At 56.7% G+C, this 19,876-nt stretch carries 18 protein-coding genes; 8 read left to right on the top strand and 10 right to left on the bottom strand.

Annotated features, from left to right (window positions below; translation table 11 throughout):
* Nucleotides 1–125 precede the first annotated feature (125 nt).
* A complete protein-coding gene (locus P0120_12575) occupies nucleotides 126–1,259 on the bottom strand; it encodes a citrate synthase (protein MDF0675154.1) in 1,134 nt (377 codons plus the stop codon).
* Between the two features lie 144 nt (nucleotides 1,260–1,403).
* Between P0120_12575 and P0120_12570 the strand changes: the two genes are divergently transcribed.
* Nucleotides 1,404–1,796, top strand: a complete 393-nt coding sequence (locus P0120_12570) for a hypothetical protein (GenBank protein ID MDF0675153.1) — start codon at nucleotides 1,404–1,406, stop codon at nucleotides 1,794–1,796.
* An 11-nt stretch (nucleotides 1,797–1,807) separates the two neighbouring features.
* On the opposite strand, the gene P0120_12565 is transcribed toward P0120_12570, so the two are convergent.
* Nucleotides 1,808–2,176 carry a hypothetical protein gene (locus P0120_12565; GenBank protein ID MDF0675152.1) on the bottom strand — a complete coding sequence of 123 codons (369 nt, stop codon included), beginning with the start codon at nucleotides 2,174–2,176 and terminating at the stop codon, nucleotides 1,808–1,810.
* 87 nt (nucleotides 2,177–2,263) lie between these two features.
* Here P0120_12565 and arsC point away from each other — a divergent pair, with 87 nt between their 5' ends.
* Nucleotides 2,264–2,614: an arsenate reductase (glutaredoxin) gene (gene arsC / locus P0120_12560; protein MDF0675151.1), complete on the top strand. Its 351-nt coding sequence runs from the start codon at nucleotides 2,264–2,266 to the stop codon at nucleotides 2,612–2,614.
* Nucleotides 2,615–2,840: 226 nt separating this feature from the next.
* Here arsC and rnd read toward each other — a convergent pair whose 3' ends face one another.
* Genes rnd through P0120_12545 form a run of 3 tightly spaced genes read right to left on the bottom strand, consistent with a single transcriptional unit; the run spans nucleotide 2,841 to nucleotide 6,231 of the window.
* The gene (rnd, locus tag P0120_12555) at nucleotides 2,841–4,046 is read right to left on the bottom strand and encodes a ribonuclease D (protein ID MDF0675150.1); all 1,206 of its coding nucleotides are present in this window, start codon (nucleotides 4,044–4,046) and stop codon (nucleotides 2,841–2,843) included.
* A gap of 13 nt (nucleotides 4,047–4,059) precedes the next feature.
* Entirely contained in the window at nucleotides 4,060–4,731 is a 672-nt protein-coding gene (locus P0120_12550) for a J domain-containing protein (protein MDF0675149.1), read from the bottom strand.
* Nucleotides 4,732–4,788: 57 nt separating this feature from the next.
* Nucleotides 4,789–6,231: an NAD-dependent malic enzyme gene (locus P0120_12545; GenBank protein ID MDF0675148.1), complete on the bottom strand. Its 1,443-nt coding sequence runs from the start codon at nucleotides 6,229–6,231 to the stop codon at nucleotides 4,789–4,791.
* 136 nt (nucleotides 6,232–6,367) lie between these two features.
* On the opposite strand from P0120_12545, the gene P0120_12540 reads away from it, so the two are divergent.
* The 5 genes from P0120_12540 to P0120_12520 all read left to right on the top strand — a co-directional run bounded on the left by P0120_12540 (nucleotide 6,368) and on the right by P0120_12520 (nucleotide 13,743).
* Entirely contained in the window at nucleotides 6,368–10,048 is a 3,681-nt protein-coding gene (locus tag P0120_12540; protein MDF0675147.1) for an aldo/keto reductase, read from the top strand.
* Between the two features lie 33 nt (nucleotides 10,049–10,081).
* Complete coding sequence (locus P0120_12535; GenBank protein ID MDF0675146.1) at nucleotides 10,082–10,654, top strand: OmpA family protein; 573 nt, start codon at nucleotides 10,082–10,084, stop codon at nucleotides 10,652–10,654.
* Between the two features lie 122 nt (nucleotides 10,655–10,776).
* Nucleotides 10,777–12,327 (top strand): Ppx/GppA phosphatase family protein, encoded by a 1,551-nt coding sequence (locus P0120_12530; GenBank protein ID MDF0675145.1) that lies wholly within the window; start codon nucleotides 10,777–10,779, stop codon nucleotides 12,325–12,327.
* Nucleotides 12,324–13,073 carry a dTMP kinase gene (gene tmk, locus P0120_12525; GenBank protein MDF0675144.1) on the top strand — a complete coding sequence of 250 codons (750 nt, stop codon included), beginning with the start codon at nucleotides 12,324–12,326 and terminating at the stop codon, nucleotides 13,071–13,073. The genes P0120_12530 and tmk overlap by 4 nt, the downstream gene beginning before the upstream one ends.
* The gene (locus P0120_12520; GenBank protein MDF0675143.1) at nucleotides 13,021–13,743 is read left to right on the top strand and encodes a dTMP kinase; all 723 of its coding nucleotides are present in this window, start codon (nucleotides 13,021–13,023) and stop codon (nucleotides 13,741–13,743) included. Before tmk ends, P0120_12520 begins: the two co-directional genes overlap by 53 nt.
* Here the strand turns inward: P0120_12520 and P0120_12515 are convergent.
* Nucleotides 13,740–14,273: a histidine phosphatase family protein gene (locus P0120_12515; GenBank protein ID MDF0675142.1), complete on the bottom strand. Its 534-nt coding sequence runs from the start codon at nucleotides 14,271–14,273 to the stop codon at nucleotides 13,740–13,742. The genes P0120_12520 and P0120_12515 overlap by 4 nt on opposite strands.
* A gap of 139 nt (nucleotides 14,274–14,412) precedes the next feature.
* Nucleotides 14,413–15,666, bottom strand: coding sequence for an ISNCY family transposase (locus P0120_12510; GenBank protein ID MDF0675141.1), 1,254 nt, complete (start codon nucleotides 15,664–15,666; stop codon nucleotides 14,413–14,415).
* 59 nt (nucleotides 15,667–15,725) lie between these two features.
* Between P0120_12510 and P0120_12505 the strand changes: the two genes are divergently transcribed.
* Nucleotides 15,726–16,900, top strand: a protein-coding gene (locus P0120_12505; GenBank protein MDF0675140.1) for an IS3 family transposase whose coding sequence is annotated in 2 segments (ribosomal slippage) — nucleotides 15,726–16,002 and nucleotides 16,002–16,900 — 1,176 coding nt in all. Because the reading frame shifts where the segments join, the coding sequence is not laid out codon by codon here.
* A 258-nt stretch (nucleotides 16,901–17,158) separates the two neighbouring features.
* Here the strand turns inward: P0120_12505 and P0120_12500 are convergent.
* Genes P0120_12500 through P0120_12490 form a run of 3 tightly spaced genes read right to left on the bottom strand, consistent with a single transcriptional unit; the run spans nucleotide 17,159 to nucleotide 19,871 of the window.
* Complete coding sequence (locus tag P0120_12500) at nucleotides 17,159–17,587, bottom strand: tetratricopeptide repeat protein (GenBank protein ID MDF0675139.1); 429 nt, start codon at nucleotides 17,585–17,587, stop codon at nucleotides 17,159–17,161.
* Between the two features lie 18 nt (nucleotides 17,588–17,605).
* Entirely contained in the window at nucleotides 17,606–19,012 is a 1,407-nt protein-coding gene (locus tag P0120_12495) for an AAA family ATPase (GenBank protein MDF0675138.1), read from the bottom strand.
* Between the two features lie 31 nt (nucleotides 19,013–19,043).
* The gene (locus P0120_12490; protein ID MDF0675137.1) at nucleotides 19,044–19,871 is read right to left on the bottom strand and encodes a CpsD/CapB family tyrosine-protein kinase; all 828 of its coding nucleotides are present in this window, start codon (nucleotides 19,869–19,871) and stop codon (nucleotides 19,044–19,046) included.
* Between the last annotated feature and the right edge of the window lie 5 nt (nucleotides 19,872–19,876).

The raw sequence follows: 19,876 nt of genomic DNA, 5'->3' as shown, positions 1-19,876 counted from the left end.
TTCGTGTCTTTCCCCTATGATTGTCTGATTGAGTCTACTGGCGCTGCGCCGATTCACCTGTATGGTTCTTAGATAAATCGGCCAAGAGGGAAGTCAAGAGTTTGAGGGCCTTGTCCATACGAGGATTACCGCTGATCGATGGGCACGTAGGGCCGGTTATGCTCGCCGGAGTAGATCTGGTCCGGCCTGAACAGCTTATTTTCGCGCAGCTGCTCCAGCCAATGGGCCAACCAGCCTGACACGCGCGACATGGCAAAGAGCGGAGTAAAGAGATCGACATCGATACCCATCTTGTCGTAAATAATTCCGGAGTAGAAATCGACATTGGGATAGATCGCCTTGCCGTTCAGCATTGTTGCGGCCGCCGCCTCCACTTCCAATGCAATTTCATACAAGGGCGAGCTTCCGTATTCTTTGAACAATCGCCGACAGAGTTCCTGCAGAACGGTGGCACGAGGATCTTTGACCTTGTAGACGCGATGGCCGAATCCCATCAGCTTTTTCTTGTTCTGCAGGGTATGCTCAACATACTGCCGCGCCTTATCCAGAGTTCCGATCTCTTGGAGCATCACCACCACTTCTTCATTCGCGCCTCCGTGCAAGGGACCCTTCAACGCACCGATCGACGAGGCCACGACGGTATAGGGATCGGCCAGGGTTGATGCCGTGACCAGTCCCGTAAATGTGGACGCGTTCATGGTGTGTTCGGCATGGAGGATGAGGCAATCATCGAATATTTCATCCCACAAGAGAGGGACGACAGACTCCGTCAACATATAGAAGAAGTTCTCGCTGAACCCCAGATCGTCGCGCGGCGTGATCGGAGCATCGCCGTGGCGAAGCCTTGCCCAGGCCGCCACAATCGTCGGCAACTTGGCGACAAGTCGCACCGCGCTCCAATAATTATTCTCGACGTCCTTGACGTTGCGGCCCGGATAAAACATGCCGAGCGCCGCCACTGCCGCCTGGAGCGCATCCATGGGATGACCCTGTTCCGGCAAACTTTTCAACAAATCGATGATGCGAAATTTGATGCGCCGATGATGGGTGACGTCGGTGACCCATCGTTGGAATTCAGTCGCTGAAGGAAGATGTCCGAAAAGAAGCAGATACGCCGTTTCCAGGTACGACGAATTCGAACAGAGTGTTTCGACTCGAATCCCGCGGTATTCCAGAACGCCGCGTTGACCATCGACATCGCTGATCGATGAGGTAGCAGCCGGGACTCCGGCTAATCCCGGCATGAAATCATGTGGCATGATGGACCCTCAGGTTAAAAAAGATCTTGCTTTGTCTATCACTACCCTACCATGACGGCGCGTCATTCTTGCAATGGAAAATCATGATTGGCATACTAAGCACGGCATGATCGGATGGTATAGAGGCATGGATCAGAGATGTGAATGAGACGACCAGCCGTCATCATGTGTTGCTTCCTGATCATGCCGACGGGGATCATGACAGTCTCAGCCGCCATGGCGAGCGAAACAACAGTCGCGTTCGCCGTCGTCAGCGAACCTCCCAAGGAGAGGACACGGATTCCAGCAAAGGTCGCGATCGAGGATACGGTCGCGGACATGAATCTGCTTGCATCCGACCAAATTCTGTCCAATTTAGTCTGGAAAACACTGGAAATCTGTCACGCTCTCAAACTCGAAGGTCAGAAGTCTCCGGACGGATTCCGTGTTCTCTCGGTGCGTGCGATCGACGCAGCCATGTTACCGATGGTGTTGCAGGGGGTTGCGGGAGATTGCCTCCTGAAAAAAGCCTTGGAAGTGGCTCCCTTTGTCGACTAACATCGGGGTGATCAGGCTGTACAGTCTGGGCACTGTTCGGGTTCATGGTCAGACTCCTGTTCCTCAATGGTAAGAGGAAAGAGCACCCCACAGGATCGGCATGACCGGATCTCAAAATACGGAACGCCATGCTCATCAATTTCAGTTGGAAGCAGGAGCTCTTGAGGGTCATAGCCCACAAGTCCCTCATCGTTGAACTTCACAACGGCCAGCCGGTCGTTGAAGGCTTCAAAGGTTGCTTCTTGCTTTTTGCGAGCGAGCACATGCCCAAGGACAAAGACGGGCTGGCCCTTACGCTTGATACGGAGATCCCTCAGCGTGCGTTGAAAGACGTTGGCGCAGGCGAACTGACCGATGGAGCTGGTTCCGATCCACGGCATAAATGATCCTGTTTCAGGCATCTCCCTAGTTGGGATCTAACACAGACTGAAAAAAATCGTCAAGACGGGTTTTCACAAGGAGTGACAATGGCGGATATCACGATCTATCACAAACCGACCTGCACAACCTGCCGACAAGCCGTACAGCTGCTCAAGGACAGCGGGGCGCCCTTTACAGCCATCAACTACTACGAGCGCTCGTTTACCAAAGCTCAGCTTAAAACGCTTTTAAAGAAGGCCGACCTATCCCCTAAGGACGTACTTCGAACCAAAGAAGACCTGTACCGCGAGCTCGGTCTGGCGAAGAAACAGCTCTCGGACGATGAGCTACTCGACCTGATGGTGAAACACCCAGACCTTATTCAACGGCCGATCGTGGAGAAAGGCGACCAGGTCATGCTGGCGAGACCGGCTGACTCGATCAAGAAACTCTTGTAGATCATGGTTTTCGATGCACGAACCTAAAGACGCACTGTAACACCTCAGAGGATGGTGAAAAAGCTCATCGTCTCACCTCCTGAACCCCGGCGCGCCGAGACGCGCCTTTCGCCAGGCAAGGCCGCAGCGAGCGAAAGGTTGGGGCATAGGTGGTTGGTACGTTGAGGCGTTGAGCGATGCGAGAACGACGCTGACGGACTCTTGCAACATCCTCAGGCTGAATCGCTCAGCCACCGGTGGTCGGCTCGGACAGCGACCACCGAATCGTCCTGGTGTGTGGATCAACAGTAAAAGAGACCTTTCCGTCCAGCGCGGCAAGCAGGAGATCACCTGCCAAGATTCGTCTCCATCCCTTCAGGACTGGGAGATCCAGCGTTGACCGATTCGTCTTGACATCGACCAACTCCTGGAGATCGGCGCTCGTCGCCAACAAGGTCGGAGCAATCTCTTCTTCCACGGCGCGAGCCTTCACGATCGCCTGAAGCAATTCGACGAGTCCATTCGATTCCGGTTCAGATTTTCGCTCTTTCGGAAGCACCGGCCAAGCCGAGGGGGGAAGCCCAAGCGCCGCTTGAATCGTGACAAGGATCGACTCTCCATTTCGGTCTACTTCTGAAGCGTGGAGACCCCTGACGTTGCGCAACTCATCCTGGTGCCGCGGAGGATGTCGCGCCAGCTGAAGCAGCACTTCATCCCGGACGATCCTGCTCCGAGGCGCATTTCTCCGTTTCGCTTCCCCCTCACGCCAGGCTGCAAGTTCCCGAAGTACCGCAGCCGATCTCGGCTTCAGCTGATCCCATCCTCTTATGCGTTGATACCGTTCTTGTGGCTCGCGACGAGTCTCACCCACGACACCTGCAAGGCGAGAGAACTCTTCATGAGCCCACTGGAGCCTTCCAAGCTTCGACAGTCGGCTGTGCAAATGGTCATGGATAGCCAACAAAAACGTCACATCCTCCAGCGCGTAGGCCAGTTGGTCTTGGGACAACGGGCGGGCACTCCAATTCGTAAAGGTATGGGCTTTGTCCAGCCTTCTTCCGTGCACCCGTTGCACAAGGTTGGCATAGGCGACCTGAGGGCCGAAGCCGACCAGCGCCGCCGCAATCTGGGTGTCGAAGAACGGTTTTGGGACTTGCCCGGCATGGACTGCGAAGAGATCCAGATCTTGCCGTCCCGCATGCACGACCTTTTGAATCCTCGAATCGCAGACAATCTCCCAGAACCCATCGAGTGCTTCTCTTGATAGAACGGCTGGAAAATCGATAATGGCCGCAGTGTGGTCGGTCGCGACTTGAATGAGTTCGAGCTTCGGTACAAAACTCTCCTCGCCCACGAATTCCGTATCGAGCGCCAGGCGCGGGCTGTCCCGCAGTCGCGCGCACAATTCGTTGAGTGTGGCTGCGCTCGTGATGTACTGATGTGGGGCGGGCATCGTCACCGGTGTGTTACTCAGATGGACTGTAGGAGCGATCAGGAGGAGGCATGGGTTCCGTATTGCTGAGACTGAGATATTCCTTCAGAAACTGATAGGCCTCCAACATGCGGCGGAGCTCCGGTTCAGCACTGCGATCGCCGTTGTTCGCATCAGGATGGAGTTGCTTCGCCTTGGTTCGGAACGCTGCGGTGACATCGGCGAGAGAGCTGCCGAATTCCATACCCATGATCGCATAGGCATCCACCGCGTTATTCACGGCATGTGGATTCTCGGACAGCTGTCCTGTTCCACCGGCGGCTTTGAGCATATCGGCGAGACTGACTCGTTTACGACGCCGCCGGGGGCGTTCGCGAATTTCGCTGTCGAATTCATCCCACCGCTCTTCGACGAACTCCAGCCGGGACTCCAACCGCATGGCTCCGGCCAGATCTCGAATCGCCTCCAATTCTTCCTCGATTTCGACGAGGGACTTGATGATTTCCTCGAGTCCCTGTTCCACCTGAAAGAATCCGTCCACACGTTCTTCCATCATCGTATCGACGGCACATTCCAAGCTGTCTTCCGTCTTTAAACGCAGTGAACCGATGCGTTTCTGCATCCCGCTTCGGAATTTCACAAATTTCGCGGTTGAGAACGGCATGGTTCCCTGGACTTCCAAGAAGACGTATTGTACCACAGCCACCAGGACAGCCTGAAGACCACAGCAGACTGTTTATTTCCCATGGGGGCGACGTGACGCTTATTCAAGGATGGAGGGATCGTCCGCCTTAGCCCGTCGTCTGGCTACTCCGCTGGCGCGCGCAGCGGCAGCGACCGCCCGGGCGACACGCGGGACAACGTCCTTATCAAAAACGCTAGGGATGATATAGTCCTCACTCAACGTATTTTCCGGAATCACCTGGGCGATAGCCTGCGCTGCGGCCAACTTCATGGCCTCGTTGATCTCACCGGCTTGGACATCGAGCGCACCCCGAAAGATCCCTGGGAATGCGAGGGCATTGTTGATCTGATTCGGATAATCCGACCGTCCGGTCGCGAAGATCGCGGAGTGAGTCGTCCCCAGCTCCGGAGGAACCTCCGGATCCGGGTTGGCCAACGCAAAGACGATTCGATCCTGGGCCATGAGATCGAGATCGTCGGCAGTCACCGCATTGCCGACGGACAGCCCGATAAATACATCGGCGCCTTTCAACGCATCACGCAAAGTTCCTTTCGGACTGTCTCGCGTCAAACAGGCACGAAGGTCGGTTCGGCAGGCTCGTAGTTGTTCGGCTTCCCCGTACAGGATGATGCCCTCCTTGTCGCATCCCAGCACATGTGCCGCGCCGGCAGCCAGCAAGATTCTACAGCAGGCCGTGCCGGCGGCACCGAGCCCATTGACGACAATCCGAACCTGTTCCAGCTGTTTGCCAGTGACCTTCAGCGCATTCGAGAGCGCTGCCAGCAGCACCACGGCCGTGCCGTGCTGGTCATCATGCATCACAGGAATATCAAGCGATTGTTTCAGTTCTTGCTCGATCTCGAAGCAACGTGGGGCGCTGATGTCTTCCAAATTGATGCCACCGAATCCAGGCGCGATACCTTGGATGATCCGCACGATTTCGTCCGGCTCCTGCGTATTCACGCAGATCGGCCAGGCATCGATATTCGCCAGCTCTTTAAAGAGCATCACCTTGCCTTCCATGACGGGAAGGGCCGCTTCCGGACCAAGATTGCCCAGCCCCAACACCGCGGACCCGTCCGAGACGACCGCAACGCTATTGCTCTTGCTCGTAAAGGTGTAGACTTTCGACTTGTCTTTCGCGATCGCTTGAGAAACACGACCAACACCCGGTGTATACACCATGGAGAGCACGTGTCTGGTACTGATCGGGAACTTGTTCCCCACCCGAATTTTGCCTCCAAGATGGAGGAGGAAAATTCGATCGGATGCCGAGAGCACGATGACGTCCGGCAACTCGCCCAAACGAGCGACAACTTTTTCGCCATGCTGCTCACTCTGAACATCGAACGTGATATCCCGAATCATGCGGGTCTTCGTCGCCGACACAATATCGACAGCGCCGAGATTGGCCTGTTCTTCCGCCAACAGCGCAGCCACTCTGGCAAAGATGCCGGGCTTGTTCGCCAATTCGAGGCGAACAGTCAGCCGGTAATTGGAGTATGGGCCGATCTCTCTCATTCGTGTCCTGATCCTCCTAGACTATCACAACTTACATTCACAGCAAGATTGGAATTTCCGACCTCTACTGGACGGGACCGCGACGTGTCCCTCAGCTCCGTTGACGCTGTTCTCGTCGCGATGCTAGGTTGACCTCATGTCATCCGCTCCTGAGACACGTACTCCCAATCGACTCATTCATGAAACCAGTCCCTACCTGCTGCAACATGCTTACAACCCCGTAGACTGGTACCCCTGGGGGCCGGAAGCACTGCAACTGGCGAAGACGAAGAATCGTCCCATCTTGCTCTCAATCGGCTACTCCGCCTGCCACTGGTGCCACGTCATGGAACGCGAGTCTTTTGAGAACGAGGCGATTGCGGGACTCATGAATCGGTGGTTTATCTGCATTAAGGTAGACCGGGAGGAACGGCCCGATCTCGATGAGATTTACATGGCCGCCACGGTCACCATGAATCAGGGTCAAGGCGGTTGGCCCATGACGGTGTTTCTGACGCCCGCTCAAGAGCCGTTTTTCGCAGGCACGTATTTTCCTCCTGAAGATCGGTGGGGACGGCCTGGCTTCGGCAATATCCTAAGAAAGATTGCGGACTATTGGGACACACGTCCATCGGAAGTCCGGGAGCAGGCCAAAGAGCTGACGGCTCAGTTGCAAGGCTTGAAACAACTCCCCTCCCCCATCTCCATCAGCGAATCTGTGCTCGACGAAGCCGTCAGCCAGTTCAAGGACGAGTTCGATGAAACCCATGGTGGATTCGGAACAGCACCCAAGTTTCCCCCGGCCATGGGATTGTCGTTCTTACTCCGGAGCCACCGACGCTCGGGCAAGCCCCACACGCTCACGATGGTGACCAAAACCCTCGACATGATGGCGGCCGGGGGAATCTACGACCACATCGGCGGTGGTTTTGCGCGCTATTCGACCGATGCCCGATGGCTGGTGCCGCATTTTGAAAAAATGCTCTATGACAACGCGCTTCTGGCACGCGTGTATGTCGAGGCCTATCAAGTCACCAAGAAGCCTCTCTATCGCCAGGTGGCCACCGAGGTGATTGACTATGTGCGCCGGGAAATGACAGGGCCGGAAGGCGGCTTCTACTCATCGACGGATGCCGACTCTGAAGGTATCGAAGGAAAGTTCTTTGTTTGGACGCCGACCGAAGTGCAAGACGTACTCAAGAACGACGAAGACACACGGCGATTTTGTGCGCTCTACGACATCACGGAATCAGGCAATTGGGAACACACGAACATTCCCAATCGACTGCGACCGCTCGAAGATATAGCCAAACAGCTGAATCTGACGAGGGACGAGTTGATGGAGCTCGCATCCCGTGCGAAGCCCCTGTTGTACGAAGCACGCCGACATCGCGTCCCCCCCGGACTGGACGACAAGGTGATCACCGCATGGAACGGTATGATGCTGTCGGCCATGGCCGAGGCAGCCCGAGTCTTTGGACAGGCCGGGTATCTCGAGAGCGCTCAACGGACGGCCGATTTTCTGCTGCGCAGTCACGCCAAGCCGGACGGCCGATTGCTGCGCACATCACGCGGCGATCGTGCCCATCTCGACGCCTATCTTGAAGACTATGCGTACCTCACAGAGGGATTGCTGGACCTCTATGAAGCTGGTTCCGCTGAATCGTACCTCCAGGCGGCTGGACGGCTGGCGGAGTACCTGATCAGCGACTTTATGGATCAGGAACAGGGCGGGTTTTTCACGACAGCGAGTCATCATGAATCCCTCATTCTCCGACACCGGGAAGGCATGGATGGAGCCACGCCCAGCGCCAATGCCGTCGCCGCTTCAGCACTGGCCCGACTGTCTTTCCACTTTGATCGCGAAGATTGGCGCCGCGCCGCGGCTGCTGCTGTACGCGCCTATGGTCGGCAAATAGCCCGTTACCCTCGCGCGTTCGCCAAGAGTCTGGCCGTGGTGGATTTTCTGACCCAAGGACCGGTGGAACTGGCCCTCGTGGGTGATGAGTCGCAGGACAATGTTCGCGCCCTCCGTGAAGCGGTGGCGCACTGCTACCTTCCCAACCGCATCGTGGCGACTGGTTCTCCGGGGCAACCAACTTCCCTTCCACTCTTGCGAGATAGGCCGACCATTTCTGGACAACCAACACTCTACATCTGTCGGAATTATACCTGCCGGCAACCGATCACCGATCCTCGTTCCGTCGAAGAGGCGTTGCAGGCCGACCAGACTGCATCGGCGGATCGAGGAGCCGAACCAAGACTGCTGCAGGGCGCCAGTCTCTCAGGAAGCGCAACGGCCCAGGGTACGGCGACCTATGCGTCTCGGGTGATGGCACGGGCAGACGAGGCAGGCTTGGCAAACGGCTTGACAGTGCTCGGTGCAACCGGTTTGACCACGACCAGGTTAGGGTTCGGAACATATCGCGTTGATATGCAGAATTCTCAACACCGCGAAGCGTTGAAAATGGCGTTGCGATCGTCTTGTAATCTGATCGACACCTCGACGAATTACACCGACGGCGACAGCGAACGGTTGGTGGGGTCTGTGCTGGCCGAGCTTGTTGCTTCGGGTGAGGTTCGCCGTGACGAAATCATCGTCGTCTCCAAAATCGGGTATATCCAGGGGCAGAATCTCAAGCTTGCCGAAGCCAAAGAACGGTCCGGCCGTCCCTACCCCGAACTGGTGAAGTATGGGGACGGTATTTGGCATTGCATTCATCCGGAATTCTTGGCGGACCAGCTGGCGCTGTCCTTGGATCGGCTGGGACTTGCCACGCTCGATATCTGCCTGTTGCACAATCCCGAATATTTCTTTTCAGCGGCGGCGCATCGTGGAGGCGAAAACCTGGAGAAACTTCGTGCCGATTTCTATGCCCGGATCGAGCGGGCGTTCGTCTACTTCGAAACGCAAATCAAGGCGGGGCGACTCCAATATTACGGGGTATCATCCAACACGGCCACGTCTCCTGCCGACAATCCGGACGCCACCTCTCTGTCGCTGATGATCCAAGCGGCCGAAGCCGCCGCCAAATCTGCAGGAGCTTCTACTCATCACTTTCAGGTCCTTCAATGCCCGATGAATCTCTTCGAATCCGGAGCCGTCGTTACCGTCAATACTGGACGGTCCAGCTCTCACACCGTCCTCGAGTACGCACGCCAGAAAAACATCGCCATCTTGGTGAATCGACCATTGAATGCTATGTTGTCTCACAACAGGATGCTGCGACTGGCGGATCTCCCGCTCGAAGACCCGCCTCTCGACGTCGATCAACAGCTGAGCAAGGTCGGCGCACTCGAACAGGAGTACCGTACTTCCCTCTCGCCGACTATTCCAGTCTCCGGAACAGGGACGGCCCCGGCCGATTACTTCAATTGGTCTGCCGAACTGCGCCGTATTCATCAGCAGATACAGGGGATCGAACATTGGGAACAAATTGAGCATCAGATGATCGCCCCACACATCAACCAAGTCTTACAGTTGCTCTCGCACCAGCTTTCCGGAGACGTGGCCGAACAGTGGGAACGCTGGCGTCAACGCTACATTCCGGAGCTGCTGACTTTGCTGCGGGGGTTCCGGCGCGAAGCCACTCTGATGAGTCAAGCCCAGACCGAACAGGTTGCGCGAACGATCGACCCGCTCGTGCCGACTTCACACCGCACCGCTTCGCTGTCACAAAAAATGTTGTGGCTTCTCACGAGTACGCCTGGAGTCACCTGCGTGTTAAACGGCATGCGCGTGCCGAAATACGTGGAGGATTCGTTGGCAGTCTTAACATGGGAACCGATCACAGATACTCGGCCGATCTATGAAGCAGCGATGACGCTTCCTCGATAACGATCGGCTCGTCCTTCACTCGGAGGAGCATCTATGAGACAGGTGCGCGGTATCATGGCGTCGAGCCTATTCGTCTTCACCCTTCTCCTCCTACAGGGCTGCGCAATAACAGGGTGGTGGGGATCGGAATCTGGTCAAGAGGAGTCGGCACAAGCAGAACTGATCAAGGAACCCGCGATTAAGGAGATCCCTCCTGACGACGGCCAACTGACCGACTCGCGAACAAGCCTGGGCATGCAATCAGAGCTCTTGTCTCGAAACGCCACCGGCCTCTCCGATGAGACATTGGGCGACGTCCTGTTTGATTTTGACCAGGTCACCATCCAGATGGATGCGATGCGCGTCTTGGAGGCCGATGCCAAGCAACTGCAACAAGACCGGGTGGCAGGCCTGCTCCTGGAAGGGCGCGGCGATGAATTCGGCACATCAACGTACAATCTCGTGTTGGGCGAGCGTCGAGCCAGCAATGTGAAAGCCTACCTTCAGGAACTGGGGCTCTCCATCGATGTCCAGACAACCAGTTACGGGAAGGATCGCCCGCTGTGTTTTGAGTATACCAGCGAATGCAGACAGCGAAACCGGAGCGTCCACTTCGTCGTCAAATAATCATTCTCCGCCATGCGCCCCAGCTGTCATGTGCATGTACCGTACAGTTTACACTTTGATTGTTGACAGGCTGCCCGCTCTTTCATTAAGGTCCGTCGATTCTCCAATCGTAGGGAACTTCTGTGTCTAAGCTCGCCGTCATCGACATCGGGACGAACTCCATTCATATGGTGCTGGCTGAAGTTCTCCCCGACGCCGGTTTCAAGATACTGGACCGTTTTAAGGACATCACGCGCTTGGGCAACGGAGTGTTCGCGACCAGGCGGCTCTCGGAAGAGTCTATGACCCGTGCATTGGAAGTCCTCAAGACGTTGGTCACGCTCGCCCGCAACAAAGGGTTCGACCGTATCGTCGCAGTCGCGACCAGTGCCGTGCGCGAAGCCCAAAACGGCGGTGATTTCGTCGCCTTGATCATGGAGCACATGGGCCTGAGGGTGCGGGTAATCAGCGGGACAGAGGAAGCCCGACTGATTTTCTTGGGCGTCAAGCACAGCATCGCCCTCCCGGACGGACCGACATTGGTAGTCGACATCGGGGGCGGCTCCGTGGAATTGATCGTGGGGAATCGAGAAGGTTTGATTCACGGCCAGAGTCTCAAACTTGGAGCGATCCGTTTAGCTGAGCAATTCCTTCCCAAAACTCCGCCGTCTGAGTCGATGATGCATGCCCTGGACAATGCCGTGCTCGCCCATCTGCGCGATGCGCTCGGATCATTCAAGATGAAGAAGTTTCAGTCATTGGTCGCCACCTCCGGTATGGCCGGGAATGTCGGTGAAGTCATCCATCTCCGTCAAACCGGACGACCGTTGCCACAGCATAATCTCGCGACGATTCTCCTGAAGGATATCCGCTCTCTCGAAGCGGAATTGGCGAAGTCATCGGTCAAGGCTCGTTTGGCGATTCCCGGTCTAGACCCCAAGCGGGTCGATACGCTGTTGCCGACCGCCGTGGTCCTCAGATGTCTGCTGGAGCTGTCCGGCCTCAACGAGATCACGCTCTGCGACAAGGCTATTCGAGAGGGTGTCATCTATGATTTTATCGTACGGCACCGAGAGGGGCTGAAAGCTGAACGTGATATTCCCGACGTTCGTCGTCGAAACGTGGTCGGCCTTGCCCGGCGCTGCCAGGCACCGGAGGCTCATTCACTGCATGTGGCCGACTTGGCACTGAGTCTGTTCGATCAAACCAAGCGAGAACATCGCTTGGGACAGCAAGAGCGCACCTGGCTGGAGTACGCAGCCATTCTGCACGATGTCGGATATCTCATCAATCCGAGACAACATCACAAACACGCGTATTATCTCATCAAACATAGTGACTTGGGTGGATTGGCGGCTGAGGAAATCGATGTGGTCGCCAACATCGCCCGCTACCACCGGCGGGCTTTGCCGTCGTCGAAGCACGAAGCATTCGCCTGTCTGACACCCCGCTTGCAACGTGTGGTCAAGATCCTTGCCTCGCTGCTACGGATCGCCGACGGGCTCGATCGGACGCATTTCTCGCTTGTTCAGGCATTGAGTGTCAAATTCGGGAAACAGATTACAATTGAAGTTCATTTGACAGCGGACGCTGAAATGGAATTATGGGCCGCGAAGACCAGAGCCGACCTGTTCGAGCAGGTCTTCCGTCGACGTGTCCAGTTCTCCGGACTACTGAAAACGGATCACTCATGACTGAACCTCACCTACTCAAGACAGCCTGTCACCCTTACCCAGGGAAGTTGATCATCGTCGAAGGCATCGACGGGTCAGGCAAAAGCACTCAACTGCAACTACTGCATAAGTGGCTCGAGTCCAAGGGGTACAAGGTATTCTTTACCGAATGGAATTCCTCGGCACTCGTGAAGGAAACCACCAAACGAGGAAAAAAATCGAAGAGCCTCACCCCGACGACGTTCAGCTTGCTGCATGCCACGGACTTTGCCAGTCGGCTCTATCATCAGATTCTCCCTCCCCTGAAGGCAGGCATGCTTGTCCTGGCCGATCGATATATGTATACGGCGTTTGCGCGCGATGTGGTACGGGGCGTGGCGAACGAGTGGGTACGGAAACTTTACGCATTTGCGATCAAGCCCGATATGGCGTTTTATTTCAAAGTCCCCATCGAAATCGCCATCTCTCGGCTCTCGCGAGGAACTCGTGGCCACTTCAAGTACTATGAAGCCGGCATGGACATGGATCTGAGCCCGGACATCACAGAAAGCTTCCGACTCTTTCAATCACGGATTCTCGCCGAATACGACAAGATCGTCGATGAATATGGGCTGTTGACGATGGATGCGACCCAAGACATCGAGACCCAGCAGGAACACATGCGGGCGCTGGTGGAAGAAGCGCTCCGTGGCTATAAACCAAGACGAGGCACCTATGGCCGACGCACGCTTTTTTGGCGACGGTTTGAAGTACCTAGATCCGAGTGATCTGAGAGGCAAGTTGATCGCCATTGAAGGAACCGATGGAGTCGGCCGAACGACCCACATCGAGATGCTGCAAGAATGGCTGGAGGTGCAGGGTTACGGCGTGATGACGACCGGCTGGACCCGTTCCAACCTCATGTCCAAGACCATCGAAATGGCGAAGGCCGGCAATATCCTCGACCGTTGGTCGCTCAGCCTGCTCTATGCGACGGATTTTGCCGATCGCCTCGAGCACCAGATCATTCCCGCTCTACGATCAGGATTCGTGGTTTTGGCGGATCGCTATATCTACACGGCGTTCGCGCGCGACTTCGTACGGAGCGCCGACCGCAAATGGATCCGCGACGTATTTGGGTTTGCGCTGATTCCGGACCTGGTTTGTTACCTGCGGATCGATGTTGAAACCCTGGCACTTCGAGTCATCGAGACGACCGGAATGAACTTCTGGGAATCCGGAATGGACCTCCGTCTCGGGGCTGACCTCTACGATAGTTTTAAAAAATATCAATCGCTGCTGATAGAAGAATTCGACAAGATGGCAATGGAGTTTCGTTTCAATGTCGTCGATGCGAGAAAGTCTCCCGAAGAGATTCAGGACGAGCTCCGAGGATGTATTCTCCCGGTGTTACAGAACCCCAAACCCACGATCGGTACCGAAACGGTGCCGTCTTAATCCTGCCCCAGCCGTTTCTTGCCATGCGTTCGCTTGCCTATGGCACGCAACTGCGTCGGCTGAAGCAGCCAGCAGAGCCGACCCTGGCCAGGTCTAAGACCGTCCGCGACCTCAAGATAGGCGGCCCCGGCCTTCTTAAGTGGAAAGTTCGGAAGGGCTTTTCCACAGAGCAACAGGCTTACCGCTTCACCGAGCTGAGGTTCATGCCCCACACATACCACCACTGCATCCGACGGGAGTGTGCGGAACCATCCAACCAGCTGCTCAGGCTTTACTCCGACCGCCAACTCTTCCCGTGTCTCGACCTTCAAAGTTGGACAGACGACAGCGCGTACCAGCCTCGCTGTATCGTAAGCCCGCACGAAGGGGCTCGTGAATAGGTGGGTCGGCTTACAGTCAAGTGCAGCCAACCCTTCGGCAGCCTGCCTGGCGCGATTCTTTCCCTTTTCGGTAAGAGGGCGATTCTCCTCCGCCCCTTCCCACTCATCAGGCCCTACCGCAATCCCGTGACGAATCAGGATACAATCCATAACACCTCCTCTGCATGGTGGCGAACGAGCCTAACACAGAGAGCCTGTGCAATTAACACAAGTTTTACATGGGTGGGTAACTAACTCTGTCAAGCCCAAATAGAAATGTCCGCTTTCTCCCAAAGTAGAAATGTCCGGTTTATGTTCCGGCCGCCGCCGGGTGGTGTCCTCGTTCCTGCCGCCATCGCTTGCGCCATGGATGATCCGCCGGCGGTTTGATCGGGCGCTGCGATCGGGACACCGCCGTGACCGCTGCCGCCGACACAGGTCGCGCCGCGATCGCGTGAAAGGCGAGCGCCCGTCCGTGGTGCGTGAGCCGCATCGTCCCATCCACATGTTCTTCGACCACCACACGAGTGGCGCGGAGATTGTCGTGAACCTGATAGAGCCGCCCTTCATGAGCAATGGTGAAGTCCTTCCGCAGACACCGGGATGTCTTGATACACAGGCTTCGCTCCAGCACCTGGGCCGTCGGCTTCGGCCGATGCAGATTGACTGCGTGCGCCGGCCGCACCGCGAACCGGCGGTTGTAGACCGGCAGATAGCCCTCCAGGAATCGGTTCGCCGCCTCGAAGGTCCCAATCCGTGCGAGGCGCAACTCCTTGACCAGTCGATCCTGGAACGTCTTAAACAGCCGCTCCACCCGCCCCTTGGCCTGTGGGGAGTGCGCCGCGATCAGCTCAACCCCCAGCTCATCCAGTGCCCGTCCGAACTGACTCTGGGGTGCCTCCCCGGCCAGCTGCTCCGCCACCGTGGGCTCAGCTGGCGACTGGTAGGTCGTATGCTTGTCCGCATAGATGGCCAGCGGAATCCCCTGGTGCCGAATGTAGCGCTGGAAGCTGTCCATCGCCGGGATCGTGCCCTCGTACTCATAGAACCGAGCAAAGACGCGACTGCTCGCATCGTCGATGTAGGCCATCAGGACACCCCACGGGCCGCGCCCCTCCAACCAATCATGATGGGACCCATCCAGTTGCACCAGTTCCCCGACATGCGCCTTGCGCGCACGCCACGCGCGATGCGGTCGCTTCCGGCGTGCGAAATGATCAATCCCCCGCTCCCGCAACCAGCGCCGCAGAGTCTCGTCGCTGACCTCGAGTCGGTGCCGCTCCGTCAACTTCTCCGCCGCCAACGTCGGCCCAAAGTCTCCATAGCGTGTCTCATACAGCCGCAGCATCTTCGCCTTGACCGGCTCCGCGATGCGCCGATTCGACGGCTTCCCCCGTCCCCGATGGACACGTCCCTGGTCGCCCTCCTCCTTTACCCGCCCAAGAAGGCGCCGGATCTGACGCTCCGTCAGCCGCAACATGGTGCCCGCCTCCTGTTGTGTGATCCGCTTGTCCCGCACCTGGCGAATCACATGGATCCGCCGCAACTCCTTGGCACTCATCATGTGCTAGGCTCGAAAAAGTGGACGCCTTCAACCTATGATCTGAGGTCTGGAGGTGTGAGATGGAACGAGTTCCGCGACAGCAGTATACGAAGGAGTTCCGTGAGCAAGCGGTGCAGCTGGTCCTGGAACAGAAGTTGACGATTCCAGAGGTAGCAAGACGCCTGGCCATGTCGGGCAAGACGCTCGAGAACTGGGTGTGTCGAGCCCGGCGCGGTCAGCTCGCGACGCTGGGGGAGAGCCGACGGCCCGTGACAGAGCTGGAGGCCGAGGTCTCTCGGCTGAAGCGCGACCTGGCCGAGGCGCGGATGGAGCGCGACATCTTAAAAAAAGCCACCGCGTACTTTGCCAAGGCGCAGCTGCCCGGTACGCGCTCATGAGGACGCTGCGGCCCCAGTATCCCCTGAGTGTGTTGTGTCGGGTGCTGGAGGTGTCCCGAAGTGGGTACTATGCCTGGCGCACGCGCCGTCCCTCGAAGCGCGCTCAGGAGAACGCGCGCCTAGAAGTGGCGATCCAGGCCGCGCATGTGCGCACCCGGCAGACCTATGGGCCGGAACGTCTCCAAGCGGAATTGCGTGAGGATGGGTTCCCCGCTGGGGTCGGACGCATCAAACGGCTACGCAAGAAACTGAGACTACGTTGCAAACAGGTGCGCTGGTTCACGACCACGACGGATTCAAAGCACTCGCTGCCGGTGGCGGAGAATGTCTTGGCCCAAACGTTTGTCGCCACGCGCCCGAACGAGACCTGGGTCACCGACATCACGTATATCCCCACCGCAGAAGGGTGGTTGTATCTGGCGGGGATCAAAGATCTGTATACATGTGAGGTGGTTGGGCATGCGAGGGGGGCGCGGATGACGACGGACTTGGTGCAGGGGGCGCTCAGGAACGCTCTCGACACCAAGCGCCCGGCCCCGGGGCTCATTCATCATTCTGATCGCGGCTCTCAATATTGTGCCCAGGACTATCAAGCGCAATTGCGGCAGTTCGGCCTGACCCCGTCTATGAGTCGGAAGGGCAACTGCTATGATAACGCGCCGATGGAGAGTTTCTGGGGAACGCTCAAGAATGAGCTGGTGCACCACCGGCGGTATGAAACACGGGAGCAGGCTCGGCGAGAGATCACGGAGTACATCGAGCTCTTCTATAACCGTCAGCGTCGGCATTCCAGGCTGGGAAATTGCTCGCCCGCGGTGTTTGCCCAGCAGTGGGCTCGTCAACAGCTGGCGGCGTGAGGCGGCAATTCATGGCGTCCACTATTGACAACCCAGGTCATCATCACCCTGTCCTCTCCCACCATCCCGTCCTCCTTTGAAGAACGGGCAGTCTATCAACGAAGAGGACATTTCTACTTTGGTGAAACCGGACATTATCATTTTGGGATTACAGGGTGGGTAACTAACTCAGTGGCCGAGGACTACTCTGCTCGCGGCGCCGAGGCTTCGATTACGAATTGCGAGCCTCTTCCCTGCCCGCGTCACCGCTGTCTCGCCCTAGCTTTTTTTCGTGGCTACTGTCGGGCGGCGGGAGCTCAGCCGCTCAATACGTTCAGCGACATCCCGATAGGCCGCATCCTCCCGCCTAATCCAGCGATAGGCTTCCAACGTTTCCGCCACGCGACCCAATGATTCCAGCGTGCGCCCTAGGACATAGAGAATCTGAACGGTTTCATTCGGCGACGCCGGTTTGGCTTTGAGGGCTTTCTGAAAGGCCGGGACGGCTTCCTCATAACGGCCGGACAATTTATGGCAGAGGCCGATCTGGGCGTACGCTTTCACGGCCAATAGTGGATCGCCAGCAGCCATTTCTAACTGCTCGATCGCGGCCTTGTGCAGCCCGGCTTTTTTCAGCGCGAGCCCCCGTTCATAGCGTTCCGCAGATCTCACTTCAAGGTCGGACAGGTTCTTGATCGAATCCGACACGATTCGCCTGTAATCCTCCTACTTCTGACTGCCGATGAGAAAGCGGTGGACATTATCCACGACGCTACCGAACCAAGCGTGCTTTTCGTTGACTGATTTCCCCATGTGACTCGATTGCTTCGGCGTCCGCTCCAACTCTCGTAACCGATTGGCGACATCTCTAAATGTTGGGGTTACATGGTTGACGCGATGATAGACCTCCAGCGCCTGGTCGACCCTCCCGATGGTTTCGAGACTGCGCCCCAATACATAGAGCACCTCAAAGACATCTTGCTGCTGGGCCGTGGGATCCTCCAAGGCAGTGCGAAACGCCTGTATCGCGGCATGATGCTCGTTCATCTTGACGTAACAGAATCCGATGTGCGAATAGGCCTTGAACCACATCGATTTGTCTCTGGCCGCTGAATGAAACAACTCCACTGCCTCTTTCAATCGCCCTTCCTCTTCCAGCACCATCGCTCGCGTATAGTCCTCGTCTGGAGAAGTCATCAGATGGTCGTCGGCCGATTCCACGGACACGGTGGTCTGCCCTGCGCTCGAAATCGGATCATCCATTTCCGAGGGAGCTTCCGGCGCCGCAGCAAGTCCGGCCAACTCCTCTTTCGCAGCCAAGGGAAGGATTCCTCCCTTGCTCCGATCAAGGGCTGCTTGGGCCACCAACTTGGAAGTAATGATTCGTGCTTGTTCGGCATACCCGTAGGTCAAGGCGATATCTGACACTTGATTGATCAGTCGCGGGTTCCCTTGACTCAGTCGATGCACCAATGCACAAGCTTTGTCCGTAAAGAGGGCTGGATGTCCACCAGCGACCTGTATTCGATGGCGGATACAGTTGGCGGTATCGATGTCGGAGAGCGGTTTCAGATGATAGTCGACGACGATCCGCTGTGCGAATTGAGTCATATCGAAACGCCGGAGCAACGTATGGAGATCGGATTGGCCTGAAAGGATGATCTGCAGCTTAAAGCTCTTGCCGTCGTTCATGTTGGACAACAGCCGTAGTTCTTCGAGCAGCTCCACGCCCAGACTTTGGGCTTCATCAACGATGAGAATGACCCGTCGTAAACGTTTCGACTCCTGCAACAGAAACTCTGAAAAGATATGGTAGGCTTCGATCGGGTCAAGTCGCTTGGTGCTTAATCCAAGAGCCAACAGAATCCACGGTAAAAGCTGCTCGATATCGTAACGGGCATTGGTGACCAGCCCAATTTTATGCTTGTTTCCATGTTCCGCGATGAGCTTTTGGAGAAGGGATGTCTTCCCCATGCCGGGATCGCCCGTGAGCACCATAAACGGTGCCTGACTCAGAATGCCGTACTCCAGGAGGCTGTAGGCAGCTTGGTGCTCCGAGCCGGGATAGAGAAAGCCGCTGTCCGGCAAGAGCGAGAATGGTTTAGCTTTGAATCGGTAGAATGCTTCGTACATGATTACGCCGCTCGATGACCGACATCCAGATCTATGTGGCCAACATAGTCCTCATCTCCGCAAGGGTCAGAGAGGATCGACCGGCCTTGTTCAACACCGTTCCCAGAACAGGACGCGAATTCTTGACCAGTGCCAGAGCCCGCTGCAGCTCTTCACCCGTCGTCTTTCCCTCCTCAACCACCATAAGAAGGGCATCTGTGTAGGGGGAAAAGGCCAAGACATCCGCTGTATGGAGCAATGGAGGGAGATCAAATATAACGACTCGAGAGGGATACCGATGCTTCAACTCCTCCACGAGGGCCACCATTTTAGGCGAGGTCAAAATCTCGGTGGAGTTTGAGATCGCCCGCCCTCCCGGCAGCAAGACGAACCGCCCGATACCGGGGTGAAGAAGCAGATCTTCGACAGACTGATCATCCAGCAAATAGTCGGCGAGACCAAGACAGTCTTTCAAGCCGAATACCCGATGCACTGTGGGATCCTGCAGATCCGAATCGACGAGAAGCACTGTCTGGGTTGTTTCCATGGCTAGACTCACGGCCAAATTGACGGCAGTCAGCGTCTTACCCTCGCCGTAACCTGGGCTCGTCACTCCCACCACATTCCATCCGTTCTCTCGCAATCGCTGCGTGACCTGTGTTCGGAGAATTTTGTACGCATCGACGAACGGTCCTTTGCGATGAGCCGCCATGACTCGATGCCCGTGTAGCACAGCATGCGGAATGCTCAGCGATCTGGTTCGTGTATAGGTGATCGGCGGCGGCACCGATTGCCTGGCAGCCCGCTTCGGGCTCTCCCCGTCAGACGAGGAGCCTTTGAAACCTTTATATAGCTCAAGCGCGGTACGAATACGATCCATGGCTA

It is taken from the genome of Nitrospira sp., from assembly GCA_029194675.1.
Lineage (GTDB): Bacteria > Nitrospirota > Nitrospiria > Nitrospirales > Nitrospiraceae > Nitrospira_D.
The sequence above is the reverse complement of the archived record's forward strand: the minus strand, read 5'-3'. Positions and strand labels throughout refer to the sequence as shown.

Coding starts and splice junctions, on each gene's coding strand:
- P0120_12575 (MDF0675154.1), bottom strand. CDS start 1,259: ATGCCACATGATTTCATGCCGGGATTAGCCGGAGTCCCGGCTGCTACC.
- P0120_12570 (MDF0675153.1), top strand. CDS start 1,404: ATGAGACGACCAGCCGTCATCATGTGTTGCTTCCTGATCATGCCGACG.
- P0120_12565 (MDF0675152.1), bottom strand. CDS start 2,176: ATGCCGTGGATCGGAACCAGCTCCATCGGTCAGTTCGCCTGCGCCAAC.
- arsC (MDF0675151.1), top strand. CDS start 2,264: ATGGCGGATATCACGATCTATCACAAACCGACCTGCACAACCTGCCGA.
- rnd (MDF0675150.1), bottom strand. CDS start 4,046: ATGCCCGCCCCACATCAGTACATCACGAGCGCAGCCACACTCAACGAA.
- P0120_12545 (MDF0675148.1), bottom strand. CDS start 6,231: ATGAGAGAGATCGGCCCATACTCCAATTACCGGCTGACTGTTCGCCTC.
- P0120_12540 (MDF0675147.1), top strand. CDS start 6,368: ATGTCATCCGCTCCTGAGACACGTACTCCCAATCGACTCATTCATGAA.
- P0120_12535 (MDF0675146.1), top strand. CDS start 10,082: ATGAGACAGGTGCGCGGTATCATGGCGTCGAGCCTATTCGTCTTCACC.
- tmk (MDF0675144.1), top strand. CDS start 12,324: ATGACTGAACCTCACCTACTCAAGACAGCCTGTCACCCTTACCCAGGG.
- P0120_12520 (MDF0675143.1), top strand. CDS start 13,021: ATGGCCGACGCACGCTTTTTTGGCGACGGTTTGAAGTACCTAGATCCG.
- P0120_12515 (MDF0675142.1), bottom strand. CDS start 14,273: ATGGATTGTATCCTGATTCGTCACGGGATTGCGGTAGGGCCTGATGAG.
- P0120_12510 (MDF0675141.1), bottom strand. CDS start 15,666: ATGATGAGTGCCAAGGAGTTGCGGCGGATCCATGTGATTCGCCAGGTG.
- P0120_12495 (MDF0675138.1), bottom strand. CDS start 19,012: ATGTACGAAGCATTCTACCGATTCAAAGCTAAACCATTCTCGCTCTTG.
- P0120_12490 (MDF0675137.1), bottom strand. CDS start 19,871: ATGGATCGTATTCGTACCGCGCTTGAGCTATATAAAGGTTTCAAAGGC.